General features: G+C 31.9%; 20 protein-coding genes. 5 read left to right on the plus strand and 15 right to left on the minus strand.

The features are described from left to right. Window positions 1-47: 47 nt before the first annotated feature. The 15 genes from BW929_RS14295 to BW929_RS14355 form a co-directional block, all read right to left on the minus strand. Complete coding sequence (locus BW929_RS14295; protein ID WP_076546149.1) at window positions 48-833, minus strand: sulfotransferase family protein; 786 nt, start codon at window positions 831-833, stop codon at window positions 48-50. 15 nt (window positions 834-848) lie between these two features. Beyond that, entirely contained in the window at window positions 849-2,348 is a 1,500-nt protein-coding gene (locus tag BW929_RS14300) for an oligosaccharide flippase family protein (RefSeq protein ID WP_076546150.1), read from the minus strand. Between the two features lie 54 nt (window positions 2,349-2,402). Beyond that, entirely contained in the window at window positions 2,403-2,918 is a 516-nt protein-coding gene (locus BW929_RS14305; protein WP_076546151.1) for a winged helix-turn-helix transcriptional regulator, read from the minus strand. A gap of 36 nt (window positions 2,919-2,954) precedes the next feature. After that, window positions 2,955-3,500, minus strand: coding sequence for a site-specific integrase (locus BW929_RS14310; protein WP_076546152.1), 546 nt, complete (start codon window positions 3,498-3,500; stop codon window positions 2,955-2,957). Between the two features lie 213 nt (window positions 3,501-3,713). Next, window positions 3,714-4,628, minus strand: a complete 915-nt coding sequence (locus BW929_RS14315; RefSeq protein WP_076546153.1) for a ParB/RepB/Spo0J family partition protein — start codon at window positions 4,626-4,628, stop codon at window positions 3,714-3,716. A gap of 270 nt (window positions 4,629-4,898) precedes the next feature. Next, window positions 4,899-5,444: a host-nuclease inhibitor Gam family protein gene (locus BW929_RS14320; protein ID WP_084566234.1), complete on the minus strand. Its 546-nt coding sequence runs from the start codon at window positions 5,442-5,444 to the stop codon at window positions 4,899-4,901. 23 nt (window positions 5,445-5,467) lie between these two features. After that, window positions 5,468-6,319 carry an ArdC-like ssDNA-binding domain-containing protein gene (locus BW929_RS14325; RefSeq protein WP_076546154.1) on the minus strand — a complete coding sequence of 284 codons (852 nt, stop codon included), beginning with the start codon at window positions 6,317-6,319 and terminating at the stop codon, window positions 5,468-5,470. 67 nt (window positions 6,320-6,386) lie between these two features. Then, complete coding sequence (locus BW929_RS14330) at window positions 6,387-6,656, minus strand: LysM peptidoglycan-binding domain-containing protein (RefSeq protein WP_076546155.1); 270 nt, start codon at window positions 6,654-6,656, stop codon at window positions 6,387-6,389. Window positions 6,657-6,733: 77 nt separating this feature from the next. Continuing rightward, entirely contained in the window at window positions 6,734-6,988 is a 255-nt protein-coding gene (locus tag BW929_RS14335) for a hypothetical protein (RefSeq protein ID WP_076546156.1), read from the minus strand. Window positions 6,989-7,012: 24 nt separating this feature from the next. Then, entirely contained in the window at window positions 7,013-7,870 is an 858-nt protein-coding gene (gene bet, locus BW929_RS14340) for a phage recombination protein Bet (protein ID WP_076546157.1), read from the minus strand. Between the two features lie 282 nt (window positions 7,871-8,152). Next, window positions 8,153-8,608 carry a JAB domain-containing protein gene (locus BW929_RS14345; protein ID WP_076546158.1) on the minus strand — a complete coding sequence of 152 codons (456 nt, stop codon included), beginning with the start codon at window positions 8,606-8,608 and terminating at the stop codon, window positions 8,153-8,155. A gap of 33 nt (window positions 8,609-8,641) precedes the next feature. Beyond that, window positions 8,642-8,815, minus strand: coding sequence for a hypothetical protein (locus BW929_RS15300; protein ID WP_159437166.1), 174 nt, complete (start codon window positions 8,813-8,815; stop codon window positions 8,642-8,644). Window positions 8,816-8,878: 63 nt separating this feature from the next. Beyond that, window positions 8,879-9,316, minus strand: a complete 438-nt coding sequence (locus tag BW929_RS14350) for a hypothetical protein (RefSeq protein ID WP_143414057.1) — start codon at window positions 9,314-9,316, stop codon at window positions 8,879-8,881. Window positions 9,317-9,353: 37 nt separating this feature from the next. Beyond that, the gene (locus tag BW929_RS15305; RefSeq protein WP_159437167.1) at window positions 9,354-9,503 is read right to left on the minus strand and encodes a hypothetical protein; all 150 of its coding nucleotides are present in this window, start codon (window positions 9,501-9,503) and stop codon (window positions 9,354-9,356) included. 348 nt (window positions 9,504-9,851) lie between these two features. Then, the gene (locus tag BW929_RS14355) at window positions 9,852-10,598 is read right to left on the minus strand and encodes an XRE family transcriptional regulator (protein ID WP_076546160.1); all 747 of its coding nucleotides are present in this window, start codon (window positions 10,596-10,598) and stop codon (window positions 9,852-9,854) included. Window positions 10,599-10,853: 255 nt separating this feature from the next. On the opposite strand from BW929_RS14355, the gene BW929_RS14360 reads away from it, so the two are divergent. From BW929_RS14360 to BW929_RS14380, 5 genes are all read left to right on the plus strand, one after another. Continuing rightward, on the plus strand, window positions 10,854-12,593 hold the full coding sequence (locus tag BW929_RS14360) for an AAA family ATPase (protein WP_084566236.1): 1,740 nt from the start codon (window positions 10,854-10,856) through the stop codon (window positions 12,591-12,593). 32 nt (window positions 12,594-12,625) lie between these two features. After that, complete coding sequence (locus BW929_RS14365; RefSeq protein WP_076546162.1) at window positions 12,626-12,928, plus strand: hypothetical protein; 303 nt, start codon at window positions 12,626-12,628, stop codon at window positions 12,926-12,928. A gap of 266 nt (window positions 12,929-13,194) precedes the next feature. Then, window positions 13,195-13,959: a hypothetical protein gene (locus BW929_RS14370; RefSeq protein ID WP_076546163.1), complete on the plus strand. Its 765-nt coding sequence runs from the start codon at window positions 13,195-13,197 to the stop codon at window positions 13,957-13,959. 102 nt (window positions 13,960-14,061) lie between these two features. Then, on the plus strand, window positions 14,062-14,469 hold the full coding sequence (locus BW929_RS14375; protein ID WP_076546164.1) for a BRO family protein: 408 nt from the start codon (window positions 14,062-14,064) through the stop codon (window positions 14,467-14,469). 493 nt (window positions 14,470-14,962) lie between these two features. Next, window positions 14,963-16,306, plus strand: a complete 1,344-nt coding sequence (locus tag BW929_RS14380; RefSeq protein WP_076546165.1) for a rolling circle replication-associated protein — start codon at window positions 14,963-14,965, stop codon at window positions 16,304-16,306. The last annotated feature ends 797 nt before the right edge of the window (window positions 16,307-17,103 follow it).

The raw sequence follows: 17,103 nt of genomic DNA on the forward strand, positions 1-17,103 counted from the left end.
GAAGGAAGAAAACGACTGTGTCAAATTAATGAGCATAATTCAAATTACTACAAAAAACTTTTGGAAATCTCTTTGACGGGCTTAGAAACATTATATGGGATTCTAGATGGTTCTTTAATTCCTCTAATTATTAAGTTTTTTATTCTATATATTGTATCATATTTTCTTCTCTTTTGAGCAAGCTTATTAAGCTTATCTTTAGGCATTACAATATTTAAAGCTTCATCATATTCTTTATCAGAAACATTTAAATCTATAATTTTAATTAATTTTTCAATTTCTTCTTCGGGGCTTTTTAAAACTTCATCATAATCAAATATAATTTTTCTGTTATCATCAATTTTATTAAGAAATTCTTCTACTCTACTATCATAAATAAATTTTAATTTTTTTCCCACTTCTAACGCCATATCATTTCTTTTCTTTAATGAAGCTGCAACATCGTCTTCATCCCTTTTACAATAAACAAAATATGTGTTAGATAAAAAAGGATAATATAAATCAATAGTCAATGAAGTTCGGGGTTCTTTCCAGCCCCAATTCTCAATTTTATTAGATAAAAGCTCTTTAATTTCTTTTTTGTATTTATTTTTAAGGTTCAAAATTGAATCTTTAGAAGGTGGATTATCCCAACTGCCTCCTGCATCATTTAAAATCTTCCTATTTAAATCTAAAAACATTTTATCCTCAAAATGTCCAATGGGATTAGTTGCTGTTGCGCCTAATTTATCCTCTCCCATATTTATACCAAGTTTTTCTAAAATTGCACTTGTCATAGATGTTCCACTTCTGTGCATTCCTAAAACCACTACTGTTTTAATTTCTTTTCTCATGAATAACACCTATCTTTATTTGAATTTGTTAATAATCTTATCTAAAATAAACTGGTCATCTTCTTCAAGTCCATATTTGTATATTAAACCAAAATTAATTAACATTGAGAAAGTTACGGCTAATAAAAGTTTTGTTATATAATGAATATTTAAATCTCTACATAAAAATATCACTATACCCGATACCATCGAAAATAATATTAATTTTAAAAAACTTTTTTTATAGGGGTGAAATTTGTATAATATAAAAACCTCTAAAACTTTAAATATATTTATAATAATAATTGAAGAAGTTGTAGCAATAGCAGCCCCCAAAATTCCTAGCCGAGGTATCAATATCAAGTTAAGAATTGTGTTCATAATACAAATAGCAATCGAATTAAAAACTTCGAATTTTTGTTTTCCAGACATAATTAAAATAGTTCCTGTAGGGCCTACCGAAGCATTAATAAATTGACCAAAAGTTAAAATCATTAACACTACGCCACCAACTAAATATTCTTTGCCAAAGACAGTTAGAATCTCTTGATTATAAATTATTACAAATAACAAGAAGTTTAATGAAAAAGCAAAAATTATTTTAGAAATACTTTTTAGCAGCCTTTCTAAAGTGTTGAACTGTTTCTTCTCGGTTAACTCTGATATTGTAGGGCCAAAAATAGTGTTAGACGCACTTAATAAAAAGACAGCCATTCCAGCTATTCTGACAGCAACTGAATAAACGCCAACATCAGCTGATTCTAGAAAATGTCCTATCATTAAAATATCTATATGTGAAATCAAAAAATATAAAAGACCTATAAATAATAAAGGACTTGAAAAACCAAAATATTCTTTCAAATTTATTTTTTTAATTTCCCCTATCATGATTTTCTCTTTTTTTAATACAAAAATAATCGTCATAGTTATACCAATTACATAACTAATCATTCTAGCAGAAATAACTGTATATACATCTGCTTGTCGTAAAATTAACAAAGATAACAAAAATGTTATTGGGACAACTATAGAACTTATAATTGTAAAAAAATCTACACGCTTTATACCTTTCAAAACAGAAATCGATAATCTATAATATGTAAATACAAAAATCAATACTGAAGTTATTTTTAACACACCAGACATTTCTATATCATTAAACAACTTTAAAGCTAAAAAATCTGAATAAAAATAAAAAATACTCCCAATAAGAATTGATAATATTGCAGAAATTAGAAAACTAAAAATTACTAAATATTTAATTTTGCCTGGTTTATTATTAGTTTTATAAAGAGGAATAAATCTAACAAGACCCTGATCAAAACCAATTTTTGTAAAGTTTGCTGTAAAATTCGCAACTGTATTACCAAGATTATATTGACCTAATAAACCTGGACCAAGAACTCTTGCAAGTAAAATACTTGTAACAAAAGAAAATACTAGTTGAGCTATTCTTCCTATAAAATTTATTGAAGTTTGCTTAGCTACATTCGAAAAATGCTTATTATATTCTTCTGATTCTTTATTTTTTGACATAGATACCTCACTTATCTACTAGTAAGTATAAATTTTTTATTGCAAAAATAAATTTTAATTATTCAATATATTTATAACTTTTTGTTCTTTTTTTTCAATTTGAGAAATCCAATGATAAATAATTATTTTATTATTTTGTTCAATCATTTGGTTTAACTCATTTCTTTGAGTTATAACCTTATACTTAACATTAAATTCATCCAAAGTATCAGTAACAATTTCAAAAATCTCATCATCTATTTCTTTATATACATATATTTTTTTTCCTTCGGCACTATGTTTTAAAGCAAGTTCAGTCACTCTACTCTGTAATTGCTGAATAGCCTGATATGATCTCTTTATATAATCAATAGTCTTCTGAGTCTTCTCTTTTATTCCTTCAGGAGTTAAAATATACTTTATATTCCTAGAGTTCAGCCTCTCAATCTTAACTAATCCCTTTTTAGCACATTTTTTGATCAAAGTATTGACTAAACCAACTGAAAAACCAGTCTGCTTAGCTATTTCTCTTTGGGAAGGACTATCTTCTCTATCAAGTATTGTTAGAACATCTGTGATTTTTTCATTCATAGATTAACTCCTTCTATTTTGTGCTATATAAGTAATTCATAAAGAAAAATTTTCTATTGAATCATCAAGTATATCCTGAGTTATCCCTATATAACATAAAGTTATAGCTGGTTCAGAATGATTGAAAAGTTTCTGCAGCAAAGCAACATCTTTATATTTCTTATAATGATGATAACCAAAAGTCTTTCTAGTAGAATTACAGCCTATACGCTCTAATCCAACCTTTCTGCCAGCGGTACTTATTATCCTGTACGCCTGAAACCTGGATAAAGCTTTGTTTTTGCCAATCCTGCTCTGAAATAAGTATTCATCATTATCCATGTCCTTCATATATTCATTAAGTTCCTTACGAAGAACCTTATTTATCAGAAACTGCTTATATTTTGAAGTTTTCTGTTCCTTAACAATAATATGTTTTTTATCTCGTATATCATCAACTTTAAGCCGCAGGAGATCACTAACTCTCAAGCCAGTATTAATACCTACTAGAAACATCATATAATTTCTGTAACTTTGTTTAAGTAGATCTTCTTTTATCTCTTTTATATTTTCAGTATCTCTGATTGGCTCCATACGATTCATTTGATACTCCTTTTAAGGAACATTTAAGACATCGGTTGTCATTGGAATTATATGTAATTAACTGACTGCTCCAACTCTTCCCTCTGTCTAAACAATTAAGCAAAAAATCTTATGTTCAATTAGTTAACAACTTTGATTATAATACATAGTTACTTTAATCGCAAATTATATTTTAAGTTTCGACAAAACTTTCCAAATAAAGCGTAGATTTACTTATAACAGCTCTTCTTTGACCTTTTCTAAAGTCTTTCCAAACGTCTCAACTGAAATCTGCTGCAGCTTCTGTTCGGTAAATAATATTTCTTTCAATAATTTCTGCTTCTTTTCATTATCACTCTGAATATTAGCTTCCGTAATAACCCTGATTTTTTCATTAATAGTATCAAAACTCTCCATTATTTTTTTAAAATCTTCTCCCAGACCATTCCCTTTAGCCAGATCATCTTCTAAATCTTTTCTATTGATTATCATTTCAGCAACTTCATCTATATCAAGCTTAGGATGTTTCTGAATCAATTTCTTCATATCAATACTTTCTTTCCTTGTTAGATTATATTTCATAATCGCATCTAAAAATTTAGTAGCTGTCTTATGACCAATTGTTGAATCTAAACTTTTAGCAAGATCTAGGTGAGATAATGTTAATTTAGCTCCTTCTTTATTATTAAAGTTATCTATAATAGCCTGCTGATACTTCTTTTCATATTCCAGGATAATTAACCAGAGTGTGATTGTTGTTCTTGCAATTCCTAACTTTTTACTGGCATCCCTTTTAGTTAAACCTTCCTCTTCGATATAACTATTTAAAATTATTGCTCTTTCCAGTGGATCAATATCATCTGGCTGCAGGTTTTTAATCATCTCTATTTTATCTGGTGTCAGTTCAGCATCATCTACAACTATAGCAGGAATTTCAGTTTTACCTGTTTTCCTGCTCGCCTTTATTCTTTTATCTCCACTTAATTGCAAATATCCATCATCTAGTTTCTGCAGGATAACCATTTCTAAAATACTAATCTGTGAAATGGACCTGGCTAATCTTTCCCAGCCTCCTCTGTCAAAATCATCTGGATAAAGAGATGGGTTTTTCTTGATTTTATTTATAGGCACTTTATCAATCCTGATCATCTTAAATTCTCCTCTCTTAAAATTGTTGCAATAGATTTTTACTTTTACTGCTTAAAAACAAATTTCAAGCAACTTATTCTCCATTTAATTATATCTATTAACTTAAAATACTACAAATATCCAGATTAATGAAATAATCACTCACCCTGAGCAGTTTAAAAAATAAATTCTAAATAAAATTAGGTGATTTACAGCTTAGATTTAGAAAAAGCCCAGCCGGTTAAAGCTGAGCTTTGATATTTTAAACTTCTTTTCTGATTTCTTAAATTATTAATCTGTCTTAACCTTAAACTTTTCTCCTCTTTCTACAACTTCAACTCCTTCAACAACCTCACCAGTCTTTTCAATGATTACTCTACCATCTACTATCTTAGCCTGAGATTTAAGTTTTCTTTTATCAACACTCTTTTTAATTTTAATCAAATCCTGATAATTTTTTTCAGCAAAGTCTAAAAGTTTATCATTGTCATACTTCCACTTCGGCCTCTGAGTTCTAAACTGCAGCTGGCCGAAAGGTAGTTTATGAGTTTTAAGATCAGGATTTTCTTCCCTGAGCTGCTGCGCATACAAATAGAGCTTACTCTCCATGAATTCAATACTATTTTCAAGCTTTGAGTTTTCAGCATCAAGCCAATCTTCAACTTCTCTGATTTCTTTTTCAATCTCTTTTATTTGTTTCTCAGCCAGATCCTTATTTTTCTCCTGCTTTCTTTTAAAGTGCTTTATCTTTCTCAAACACCAGGTAGCCTTATTGTCATCATCAACTACAAAACCCTTATCATTATTTTTAACTTCCTTCTTTTCAGCATTCATCATAATTATTACCCCTTTCAAATTTTTTATTTATTCTCACTATCTTTTTTAGAATCTTCCTTTTCTTCATTCACTAAAAGATGATCTAAAATACTGCTGGTGACATCATTAATCCTCTTAAAACTCTCCATTAAGTCATAGCTTTCCTTATATAAGGCTAGATATTTATCCGATTTGCTCTCTATATCAAAGTAATCCATCACCACAAAGGCAACTGCCTCAGCTTCCATTTCAATAATTTCCTTACTCAGATTTAAAGAGTTGCTCTCATTATTAAAATGCATATGCTCGTGAGCCAGCTCATGCATCAGTATAGAGGCCTGTTCTGTTTCATTGGCTTTCTCATTAATTATAATCTCACCTCCTCTAGAATAGCCTTCTATGGTGTCTGAAAGCGGTTTGAAACCAACTTCAATCTCCTGGCTGTCAGCATAATTTAAAAGCAGATTTATAAGCTCTTTATTTGTATTTTCAAGCTTCATATCCAGCTCAGGAACAGGCTCACCTTCAGTTTGAGAAATATCAAATACATAGACTGTATTAAAATAGGTTCTCTTTACCTCTTCAGTTTCTTCATCATCAGAATTTGAATTAAGATTCGACTTCTTAACCTCTTTCTTGTAGGTAAAGGGCGCCAAAATAGCAATTCCTTTTTCACCCTTTTTGACATGGCGATTAAACTTCTTCTGCCACTGCCTGTAGCCAGCAACAAAACTGGCCTCAGGCTTCTGCATCAGGATCAGCATACTATTTTGATAAGAATAGTTATGAAACTTGGAGAAAAACTTAAGCACCTTTTTAAATTCACTGGAACTTTGAACCTTATCAATCCTCTCATTTAAACTTTCCAATAATTGAGCTGTTTTCTTTTTAGACATTTTGATCTCCTTTCGATTTTTAGCTTCTAAATAAAAAAACATCAGACATTCTTAAGCTGCATGATGGCTAATTACCAGGTATAATTATCTTTTGATTAATTTTGAGTGAACTTTCTATATTATTTACCTTCTTGATTGCTGCTATTATAATTCTCGGGTCCTCTTTTGCTGAATTTATCTCCTCTGCCAGCTCCCAGAGTGTGTCACCCTGTCTCACCTGGTAGGTCCTGTTCCATTCAAACTCTTCAATATAGTTATCCACAACCGGTCTACTAACACTCAAGAACCCTACTAATAACAGTGAAACAACCAATATTGAAATCATTATTGTTCTCATTTTTTTATCTCCTTTCTGATAATTAGTTTTTAAAAAAAAGCTCAGGGCAGTTAAATAACCCCGAGCCTTCTATAAGTTCAATCATTGATAATGCTTCCATTTTCAATAATAAGATCAGTAACATCTTCCTCTCTCTCAACTTCAGCTTCAACAACAGTAACTTCACCCAGATAATCAAAGGTTTCATTTGCGTATTTGTCTATCATCAGCTCCAACAACCTGCTTTCATCTGACTTTAGTAAAGCTAGAGCTTCCTCTTTGTTCTCAGCTTCTACCACTAAGCTGCCTCCGTGTCTTTCCAGCCAACTAACATCAAACTTGAATTTTTTCATTTAGCTCATCCTCTCTTTTTTTATTTAGGCCAATCTCTTAAATGTCTGCAGGATACTCTTAAGCTGGGTAAACTGCTGATCATCCAGTTTATTGATCGACATCTTTTCCTCTTCACCAATATCATTTTCCTTTTTGGCGTGCTCAAGATAGTTGAGTAAATCATTTTTCAGTTTAGGAGACTTACCTACTATCCTTTTAATCTCCTTTTCTCTTTGAGATAGAGAATCATCTTGAGCATTATCCTTTACATCAATGTAATCTTCCTTTTCTTTCTGCTTTTTAAATCTCTTAGTCGGTGATTCTTTATCCTCTTCCAGCTGCTGCACATCCATTTCCTCTCTTGACACCAGTCCTGATACAGAAAAGGAGCGCTTTAAGGCCATGCTTTCAGCTACCTTTAGAATCATAGCTGAAGGATACTTGTACCAGACCTTAGTGTCTGCTCTATATTCTTCAAAAGGAGCAAAGACATAAACGGGATAGCTTCTATCTTTCCTGTAAACCAGAGCATAGGCACCAACGATATCACCCCTTTCTGTTCCGTATTCATGCTCAATACCATCAGATTTTCTTTTAAAACTGTCATTTTTACGAACCACATCTGATACCAGTCCATCATATTGAGGATGTCGGTCAGCTATCTTTAGATAGCCATCACGAGAAGTCATAATAGTGGGCTTCCCTTTTACCTTCCAGAAGAAAATCTCCTTATTGAAGGGATCCAGGCCGTAACTTTTAGCCACATGCAGAAACATCTTCAGTTCATCTGTATTAGCATCACTTGCCACAGTCCTCTTGATTGTTTCTACTTCTTCTTCGGTGAAAGTGATTAATTCCTCTCTATTCTTATTAATATCAACAACTTTACTGTTTGCACTCATTTTTTATTCCTCCTCATAGTTTTAAGGAGACCTACCATTAAGACAGGCCTCCAATTATAATTTAGTCTTCTTCAGGTCTTTGAGCTTCTTCCTTACTTAGATCATGATCACAGTGCGGACAATTCCATTCTCCTTTCTTGCATGAGCTGTAGGACTTCTTTCCACACTCAGGACAGTGCTTTACATACATCTTAATCACCTCCTTTCTCTGCTTTTTAGACATAAAAAAAGCCCGGCGCAGGCCAGGTTAATTGATATCTATTGAATTTTTCTTCTTAAACTTTAATCACTCATTAAATTCTCTTCCTGCATACTTATAAAATTATCTTTACTGCCGATAATGATATGGTCCAAAACATTAATCCCCATTATCTTACCTGCTTTCTGCAGCTTTTTGGTGACTGATATATCATCACTGCTTGCATCAGACACTCCAGATGGATGATTGTGTGCTAAAACTATGCCCGCTGCATTCTGCAGCATTGCCCGCTTAAAGACCTCTCTGGGAGTAACTAGACTTGAGGTCAAGGTACCTGTAGAAACCTCAAATACCCCTGTTACTTTGTTCTTAACGTCAAGGGTAGCGATAGCAAAAACTTCTTCTGCTCTCCTGTCCAGTTCAACTACTTCAACAAAGAGATCTCTTGCCTGAAATGGGTTCCTCACGTACTTATCTATGTCATACCTTCCACCTGACTCCTTAACGATTCTTAAACTAAACTTCTGAATATTTACCATTAATCTCATCTCCTTTATGTTTTTAGTATTTATTTAAAAAGGCATCTTAAATTCCTGATCATCATTATTTACAGCTGCAGCTGATCTTTTCTTTTTCTTAAGAAGTTCAGCTGCTCTCTTAAGCTCATCTTCATCCATTGGCTCAGCATAAGGACCCAAAGCTTTTTTTACTCTCCACTCATCACTCGGTACACCATTAACTGGCATAATTTCACCTCCAAATAAAAAAAGAGACCATCAGCTCTCACTGACAGTCCCCTGAGTTTAATCCTAAGCATTATTCCAGCCTTCCATGAACGCATCCTTCAGTCCTGAGAAAACACTCTCTGATTTAAGTCTGGTAGAATTGGCAGCGATAACCGACTTCTCTATCGCCTTCAGGGCTGCTCTATCGACCTTTGAAGCAGCCGCACCGGTAACCTTAGCAACATTCCTAGTTCCAGCAGAGGCAAATCCAGCCGCCTTTTTTACGCCATTCTCAGCAGTCTGAGATACCTTCTTTAAAACATTGCCACCTCTCTTAGAATCAATAAGCTTCTCAGCGTATTTAATCTCCTCTTTGCTCTTCAGGCCAAGCTCTTCAAGTTTATTTAGGACCAGCTGTTGCATTACATCATTATCAGCCATCATTGCTCTGACCAGCATTTCTCTCAGTCTCAGTACAGTTTCGACATTATTTTCATTTTTAAACATAATTATTACCTCCATATTTTAGTTTTGTTTGAGTTTCTAGTCTAATAAGCCACTACTCAGAGATTAGGTAAAGATCAAAGAGAATAAAGAACAAAGCTATGAGGACATTGCCGCTGAACAGACTCTGCCAGGCCAAAGCACCAAGCAGTAAAATAACAAGTGTCTTAGAAGCCATCTGATTCACCTCCCTTTCGTTAGTCAATACGTTCTTCTCCCAACCCTGCTGCTATTCACCTCCTTAAATTTAGACATAAAAAAAGAGCTGCCGGGAAAGCCTCAATTAAGAGACTATCCAGACAGCTCAGTGTCTTTAAGTATTCAGTTATACTCTAGGGGGTGGGGCGTCGAACGTCGATTTAAAATTCATAATTAAGTCGTGGTACCGCTAGAAATTTTGTGCAATTTTTGAGATTACTAATAGGAAAACTTTACTCTAAGAGAGTCGGGTCTATATAGAGCAGCCGCAAAAAAATATAAAAGGCATGCCCTCAAAAAATTTTCATATATAATTTTGAGACTATAAAGGATTTTTTGAATTTCATTATCTCTTCTAATTTCCTCTTATGCTTATAATTTCTCCAATTACTCTGATTTCTGATTCTTCATAAATAGACTCTGAGTTATCAGATGGATCTAAATGAATTTTTCCGTTATCCAATCTATAATACCTTTTAATAGTATTAATGTTTTCTTCTCCATTCTTTATAATAATTAGTACTTTTTTGCCAGATCTGGGCTGACATTTTTTTACTGCCACTAAATAATTTTTATGAATTCCTAAATCTTTAAATCTATTATCTTTTACTTTAACTGCATAATCTGATTTTTCAGCAATTTTTTTTGCAAAATAGTCTTTTAAATGACTTCTAAAATTACTTTTTCGATCTCTTTCATCCTGATCTTCCCATATAATTCTATTTTCAAATTCATAAACTGGTAAAAGCTCTTCATAATCTGGTAATATTTCTTTATGCTTTAATTCATCTTTGAGCCCCTCAGGAAGATTATTACCTTCTCTATAGTGCCTCATGATTTTTAACATATTCTTTCTTTCTTCGTAGTGCTTCTCATTAAGATAGCCAGCAGTAACCATCAATTCCTCGTAATCTAGTTTCCCACCACTAGCATCAGCAATCTTTTCTAGAATTTCTGGCTTTGGAGGATTTCCTCTGTGTTTACCAATATACTGTGAAAGATATGATCTACTTATCCCACATTTTTCGGCATAATCAGATATGTTTATGTTTTGAGTAACAAATTTCAACTGCTTTGAAAATTTTTCTTTGTCAAACTTCAATTTCATCACCTCTTAGGTAAATTATACTACATTTAAGTGAACAAGTCAATTTATTTAGTTATTTTATTTGACATAATAATTTTTATCTGATATATTCTTAGTATGCGGTCATTATTGCTGAATTGATAGTTTTCTCAGTTTGAGATTATATAAAGTTAAAATTTAAACTCACTCATGAAAGTTATATGACTCATAATTTAATTTTAACGTTATTATGAATAACGATATAGTTTAAACTCATTATTAAAGAAGGAGATGATAAAAATCAGTAAAGTTTTACTAGACAATCTAATAGGAATGACAGAAATAGACAGCAGCTCCTACATGAAGTTTGATGGCCTATGCAGCAAACTGGACTTTTCTCCTGAAGACCTGGAAGCAGATCTTAACAGCCTGCTCAAAGATAACAGGATTAAAATGATTGACGATAAAATATATCTGGCTGAGCACCATAAAGATGAAAGTATCCTGGCTGATAAGATTAATCGCCGGCTGGATTTAGAGGCTGATAAGATAGATGAGATTTTAAACCAGATTAAAAATCAGGAAGAAAGCCTGGGAGCATTCAACTCAGAGCAGAAAAAAGCGATAAAAAGTTCTTTCGAGGAGAAACTCACTGTAATAGATGGTAGAGAAGGAACAGGGAAAGCTGAAGTTATTAAAGCGACCGCTAATATTCATCAAGATGTATACCCTGATCAGAGAGTAATCATTACTTCTCCTGAGGGAAAGGATGCTGAAAATTTAACCCAGGGTACGGAATTGAATTTTCAGCCGCTATCTGAACTACTCTCCTATGAAAACGGAGAATTTCAGCAGGATGAGCATCATCCCATTAAAGGTGAAGGACTAATAATTGTCACTGATTTCCACAAGTGTGGGCTTAATATGGCAAAACATCTATTTACTGCTGCTTATTCAGATTTTAAAATAGTTCTTCTAGGGGATAAAAATAAGCTATCTGGATATGGAACTGGGAATGTTTTTCTGGAACTACTAAACTCATCCAGAATAAATCCTATTTTCCTCGAAAAGCTTCGTGATAGTGGTACCAGGAAAGAAATCACTGAACTTTTAGAGTCTATCAGCAGAAAAGAGATTTTGGAAATTGAGGATACAGGCTATCTATATTTCTTAAATAAAGATAATAAAAAAGAAATATTTGAATCGCTGCAGCAGGTGGTCTCAATTTCATCTATTGATTCTTCTCCATTAGACTATCAGATAATAATACCTGAAGTTGACACTTTGGACTTATACAAGTTAAATCTGGCAATGAGACCACTTTTAAATTCAGAAGAGACTAAAGAGTTCTGCGGCTTTAAAAAAGATGATAAAGTCATTATAAACCAGGATTATAAAAAGAAAAATATTTATAAGGGAAATATCGGTGTAGTTACAGAAGTCGGAGAAGATCATCTTTATATACAGTTAAAAAATCGCCAAGAAATGATATTCAGAGAAAAAGATCTCAAAACAGTCTCACTGGGCTATGTTACTACTGTGAAAAATAACCAGGGTAACAAATTTCCCAATGTTGTGGCTGTTTTTCCAACTGGTGACACTGAAAAATTTGATAACCAGCTTCTGTACACATCAATCGCAGCAGCGACTGATACTCTATTTCTAATTGGCAGTGAAGATGACATGGAAGAAGCCGCTCATAAAGTCAGGTCCTTTAATAACACATTGGCCGAAAAAATAGATGAAAGAAAAAGAGTAGTAAGCTTATTTGATGAATTCACCGTTAAGGATTTAGATACTGATGAAGAACTGGTTTATCGGCTTGTCCCTGAAGATGAACACGGTATTGAGAAAGATAATATCTCAATTGAAACAGATTTAGGAGAGCTTGTCTATCAAAAAACAGAAGGGACTACAGTTAGCCTCAGAAATACTGTTGACTATGAAATTGTTGATATCAAACCTTCTCATAAACTACCCAAAGATCTGATTGCTGAATATCTAGCAATGTTTCCACTGGATGCAGCTTAGTTTTAAAAATGAACTATAAGGAGGTGATTTTATTGGGAGAAGTTATAGAAATTGGAGTCAGTCAGGAAGTTGTGGGATTTTTCTTAGAATTTGAGGACCCAATCGAAGGTGTAGAAAAAATACTAAATGATTGTCCTTGGCTGAAAGAAAAAGAATTCTCTTATCTAACATCAACAGGTGAAAGAAGATTCACAGTAGAAGGCGCTATTGAAGTGGTTGTAAAATCTGAGCAGCCAAACGGTAGAAAGGTAAGGAAAATTTATAGCAAGTATCTTGCAAATAGAATTGGAGAAAAAGAAGTTATTGAAGAAATGGATAAAATAATATCAGATTAATCACATAACTATTTAAACTAATCAAGTCACAGTTTTCTTAGATAAAGAATAACCCTTAACTTTGAGGGTATCTGAATGCAAGATGATTAGGTTGCTCTTTGAAGCAGCCATTCTAAGAGAACAACTCAATCCCGTCAAGAAAGGAGATATTAATATGATTACAGCAGAAAAATTAGAAACTAAAATCAGAAAGGTTCCCTGAATCATATCTGATCTCAAATATAAATGAAGCCAGAATCAATAATAACTTAAAGGGGGAACAAATAATGATGGAAAAAGTTAATTTATTTAAAAATGAGATTAAAGATGTGAGAACAACAGTAATGGATGATGAAACCTGGTATCTCTTAAATGATATATATAGGGAATTAAATGTTAATATCGAACATACAATAGACAATGACTTTATTTTAATTACTGATGCTTATTCTTTATTACCAGATGATACAAAAGGTTTCATACTGTATAATAAAACTTTTAATCGAGAATTTATTTTAAATGCAAAAGGAGTTTACCTTCTTTTGCTGATATTAAATCAAAAAAACAATAATAATAATAAAGTTAATAAAATTATTAAAATGATAGCAGATGAAATTCCAGATATAGTAAGAGATAATTCATTTACTGATAATAAAAAGATAATAGATAATTTCTTTAAAACAAATAGTCATGATTATAAAAACAGATTATCTGCGAAAAGTTATCCATACGGAGAACATTTTAAAGCAACTAAAATCATTTTAATTGAGGGCATTAAATTTGACTGTTACAAAGGTGAAACAGGAAATATTCTAATACCTAAGGAACAAATACGTAAATCTTTAAATATTATAAGTGATGGAGGGTTTTCAAAAATCGAACATAAATATTTCAAGGAACTATATTCTTCCTATTATATAAAAGTAAATAATGTTTACATTGAAGCTCCTTTTAAAGACTATTTATCTATATTTTTAAAGCCCGAAGGACTAAGAAAAATTATCGAAATCATCAAAGAAGATCCAGAAATCATCAGTGAACTAGACTTATAAAACAATAGCAGCCTCTGCTTGCTTGTTCAGTTATTCAACAGCAAAATGGGGCTGCGCAAATCAAGCAGATTTTAAAATATAGACAAAGCAAAGGAGAATAATATGCTCAAATTAAAAGAAGACTTAACTCTAATTGTTGATGATGAAATCCACAACGTTAAAAGTTACCAGAAGAGATCACAGTTGTGGTTTGATTTAGAAGATGTATGCGAAGCTCTAAGTATAGAAGATGATGAAAAAATATTAGATATACTATTTGCTAACTGGTGGGTAGGAAAGCTGTATAAGGAAGACACTCACTACACTGATAGCACTCTTCCTCCAGATGTGATATTAATTCCTGAAGAAGGGTTATATGCAGCAATATGTCATAAAGGGATACCCAAAAATTATGATCATGTAGACTGGATAATTCCGACAAAAATGGATCTAGAAGCAGAGGATAATTTTATAATAAAAAGTCAACAAGGAGTAAAAATAACGGAAAGACCAAGAATTTATAGACCATAAAATGTATAAGCTGCCTCTATTGAAACACCAGGGGCAGCTTACAAGTTTGATTAATAAGTTCTCTTAACAAAAAAAGAAAACCCTGCTGTTTGCTGCAGCAAGGTCAAGAGAACATCTCAATCCCGTCAAGAAAGAAGATATTCTGACACTTATTATATCAAATAATTGAAGGTTGTAAAACTAAAAGATATCTAAAATATTTAAATTAATAACAGTTTTATTCCAAATTTTAGACCTTTGCTCTATATAAAGTTCTAAACAAAAAGGAAATAACTCGTCGATTTTTGTAGAACAAAAAATAATATTGTAAGTTAAAACTAAATTTCTAACTGATCATTGAACTTCGAAATGTTTTCTCAAAATAATTATGATTTTTTAATTTTCTTAAAACTATTTTTAAAAAATATCGAAAGCGCAATTTATTTTAACATATAGAGAAAACACTCAGTAAATTTTGGTAATTATTATTTAACTAAAAAGGAGCCTAAATATTATGATACAAACAGCCGAAATTAAGAAACTTAAAAATAAAGATTTAAGCTTTACAGAAGTCCTGGAAGAAATCAATACTGATTTCAATCCCAATTATGATGAATCAGTTGTTGTTGCTGGTTCTTATGTAGAAATTAAAAAATATGCAGACAGTATATTTAAGGGAAATTCTAAAACAAACAAAAAGACACCTGAAAATAAAGACGCTCTTAATTCTCCCTCTAAAAAAAAATCTGGGTACACCAGAAGTGAGGGAATATCAAGAGCTAACAGAATTAGAAAAAATAAAATAAAGTATACTTCTAGAGCAAACGCAGATGATCTTAATAAGTTTGTAACATTAGATTTTGGAACTAAAGACTACTTTAGTCTTATTACAGGAGATAGTAAATCAAACTGCGAACATGAACTTTCCAGAGCTGAACTAGAGAAGTTAAGAGGTATTAAAGACTTAACCACCTGTAACGATAATCACCCTGAAAAACTAAATGAAAATGAAGATGACTTTCGAGAAAAAGCTGTAGAAATTCTAACTAAAAAGTCAGATACTATTCGCAGTGAGGTAGATAAATATGTTAAAGAAAATTATTCTAAGAACAGATATAAAACTGAGTTTAATCGAGAAATACCAAGAAGACTTAATTCCTTAATCTCTAACTGTGACCCAAATGATCTAACAGAAGCAAAAAAAGAATTTGCAGCTTTTTCTAAAAGGATACGTGAGAGTTGGCCAACTCTTTTTAAAGGAAGTGACTTTAAATATTTTGCAGTAATAGATATCCAAAAAGGAACGAGACATTTCCATTTTCATCTTATTGCTAATTTTAATGATATACCTCAAGCAGAGCTCCAAAAACTTTGGAATAATGGTACCGTCACTATAAGTAAAATATACAAGAGTGGCAACATCTTCTATTTCAATAAAGACAGCAACATAAATAAAAGTGAGTCTAAATTAACTCATTATATGACAAAAAAGATTGAACAAAACAGCAAGGATCCTAGGTGTAAAGGTAAACAAATGACAATTCCAAGCAATGGTCTTAAGAGGTTCCATAAAATAACTAACTCAACTTTAATCACAATGATATATAAATATTTCAAAAGGTATTCCATTGAACCTAAATGGAGCAATGACATAAAAAGTGAAAAAGCTTATGGTAAAGACTTTCAGATAAGCAAATTTGAACTACCTGATTTTGAACTATTTGAAGATATCGAAACGATCTCTGAAAGAATTATTGAAACCCTACTTGAATTAAATAAAGAGGAAATCACCAGAGAAGATTACTATAATGCAATGTATGAAATTGTTCACTCCCAAAGCAGACAAAAAGCTAGTTAAGTATTCATATTGTTCTATTCGCCGCCAGGCTATTTATAATTTTACTGAATTACTAAGTATGAATACCAAGCACAAACTGAATTGAATTTAGCTTTAAATAAACTGTATGGTTTAGTGAAAACTACAATTGGGGCTGATAAGGTGCTTTATATCAAAAAATTTGAGCCTTATTAGCCGTTCTATTCTATTTTATGTAGTTTTGTATATCTATCAGCTAAAACCTCTTAAAATCGATTCTAAGGCTTTGTAGGCTGTATCTAATATAATGGAGTTTAACGTTTAAAATTCCTAAGTCAAAATACAGAAAGCGTACGGGTAAATGAGTGGTATCCTCAGTCTGCCTTCTGCAGCAATTGGCAAGATTATAAAAGCTGCATTCTGGATCTGATCATAAAATCAACTAAGACAAATACCGATTTGCTGTACTAACTAAGAATCTCTAGACAAACTTCAACCTGACTCTTTCTGTATCCGATTGAGATTATCTGCCTTAATTTTCATAAGCTATACCTGGTTTTCCGCCGTAAAGAGAGTGAAGGACCATTCATTGCTATACATTGATTTCATCTAAAAACAGCTATTTAAAGCAATACACTTTTTGATTTTTCTCAGAGTTTAAGAGACAAGTAATTTAGCAGTTTAATCAAATTAATACATACTCATATTAATAATAGCTAATGTAAATCATAAGTAAATAAAACAAAAACCCTATATAATAATACTTTATTTATTAGTGTCGAAAATTCTAACACCCTACCCCGATGCGCCCCGTCATAATAGGATTTAATTCTCGAAAC

Source organism: Halanaerobium kushneri, from assembly GCF_900156285.1.
In the GTDB taxonomy this organism is placed as follows: domain Bacteria; phylum Bacillota; class Halanaerobiia; order Halanaerobiales; family Halanaerobiaceae; genus Halanaerobium; species Halanaerobium kushneri.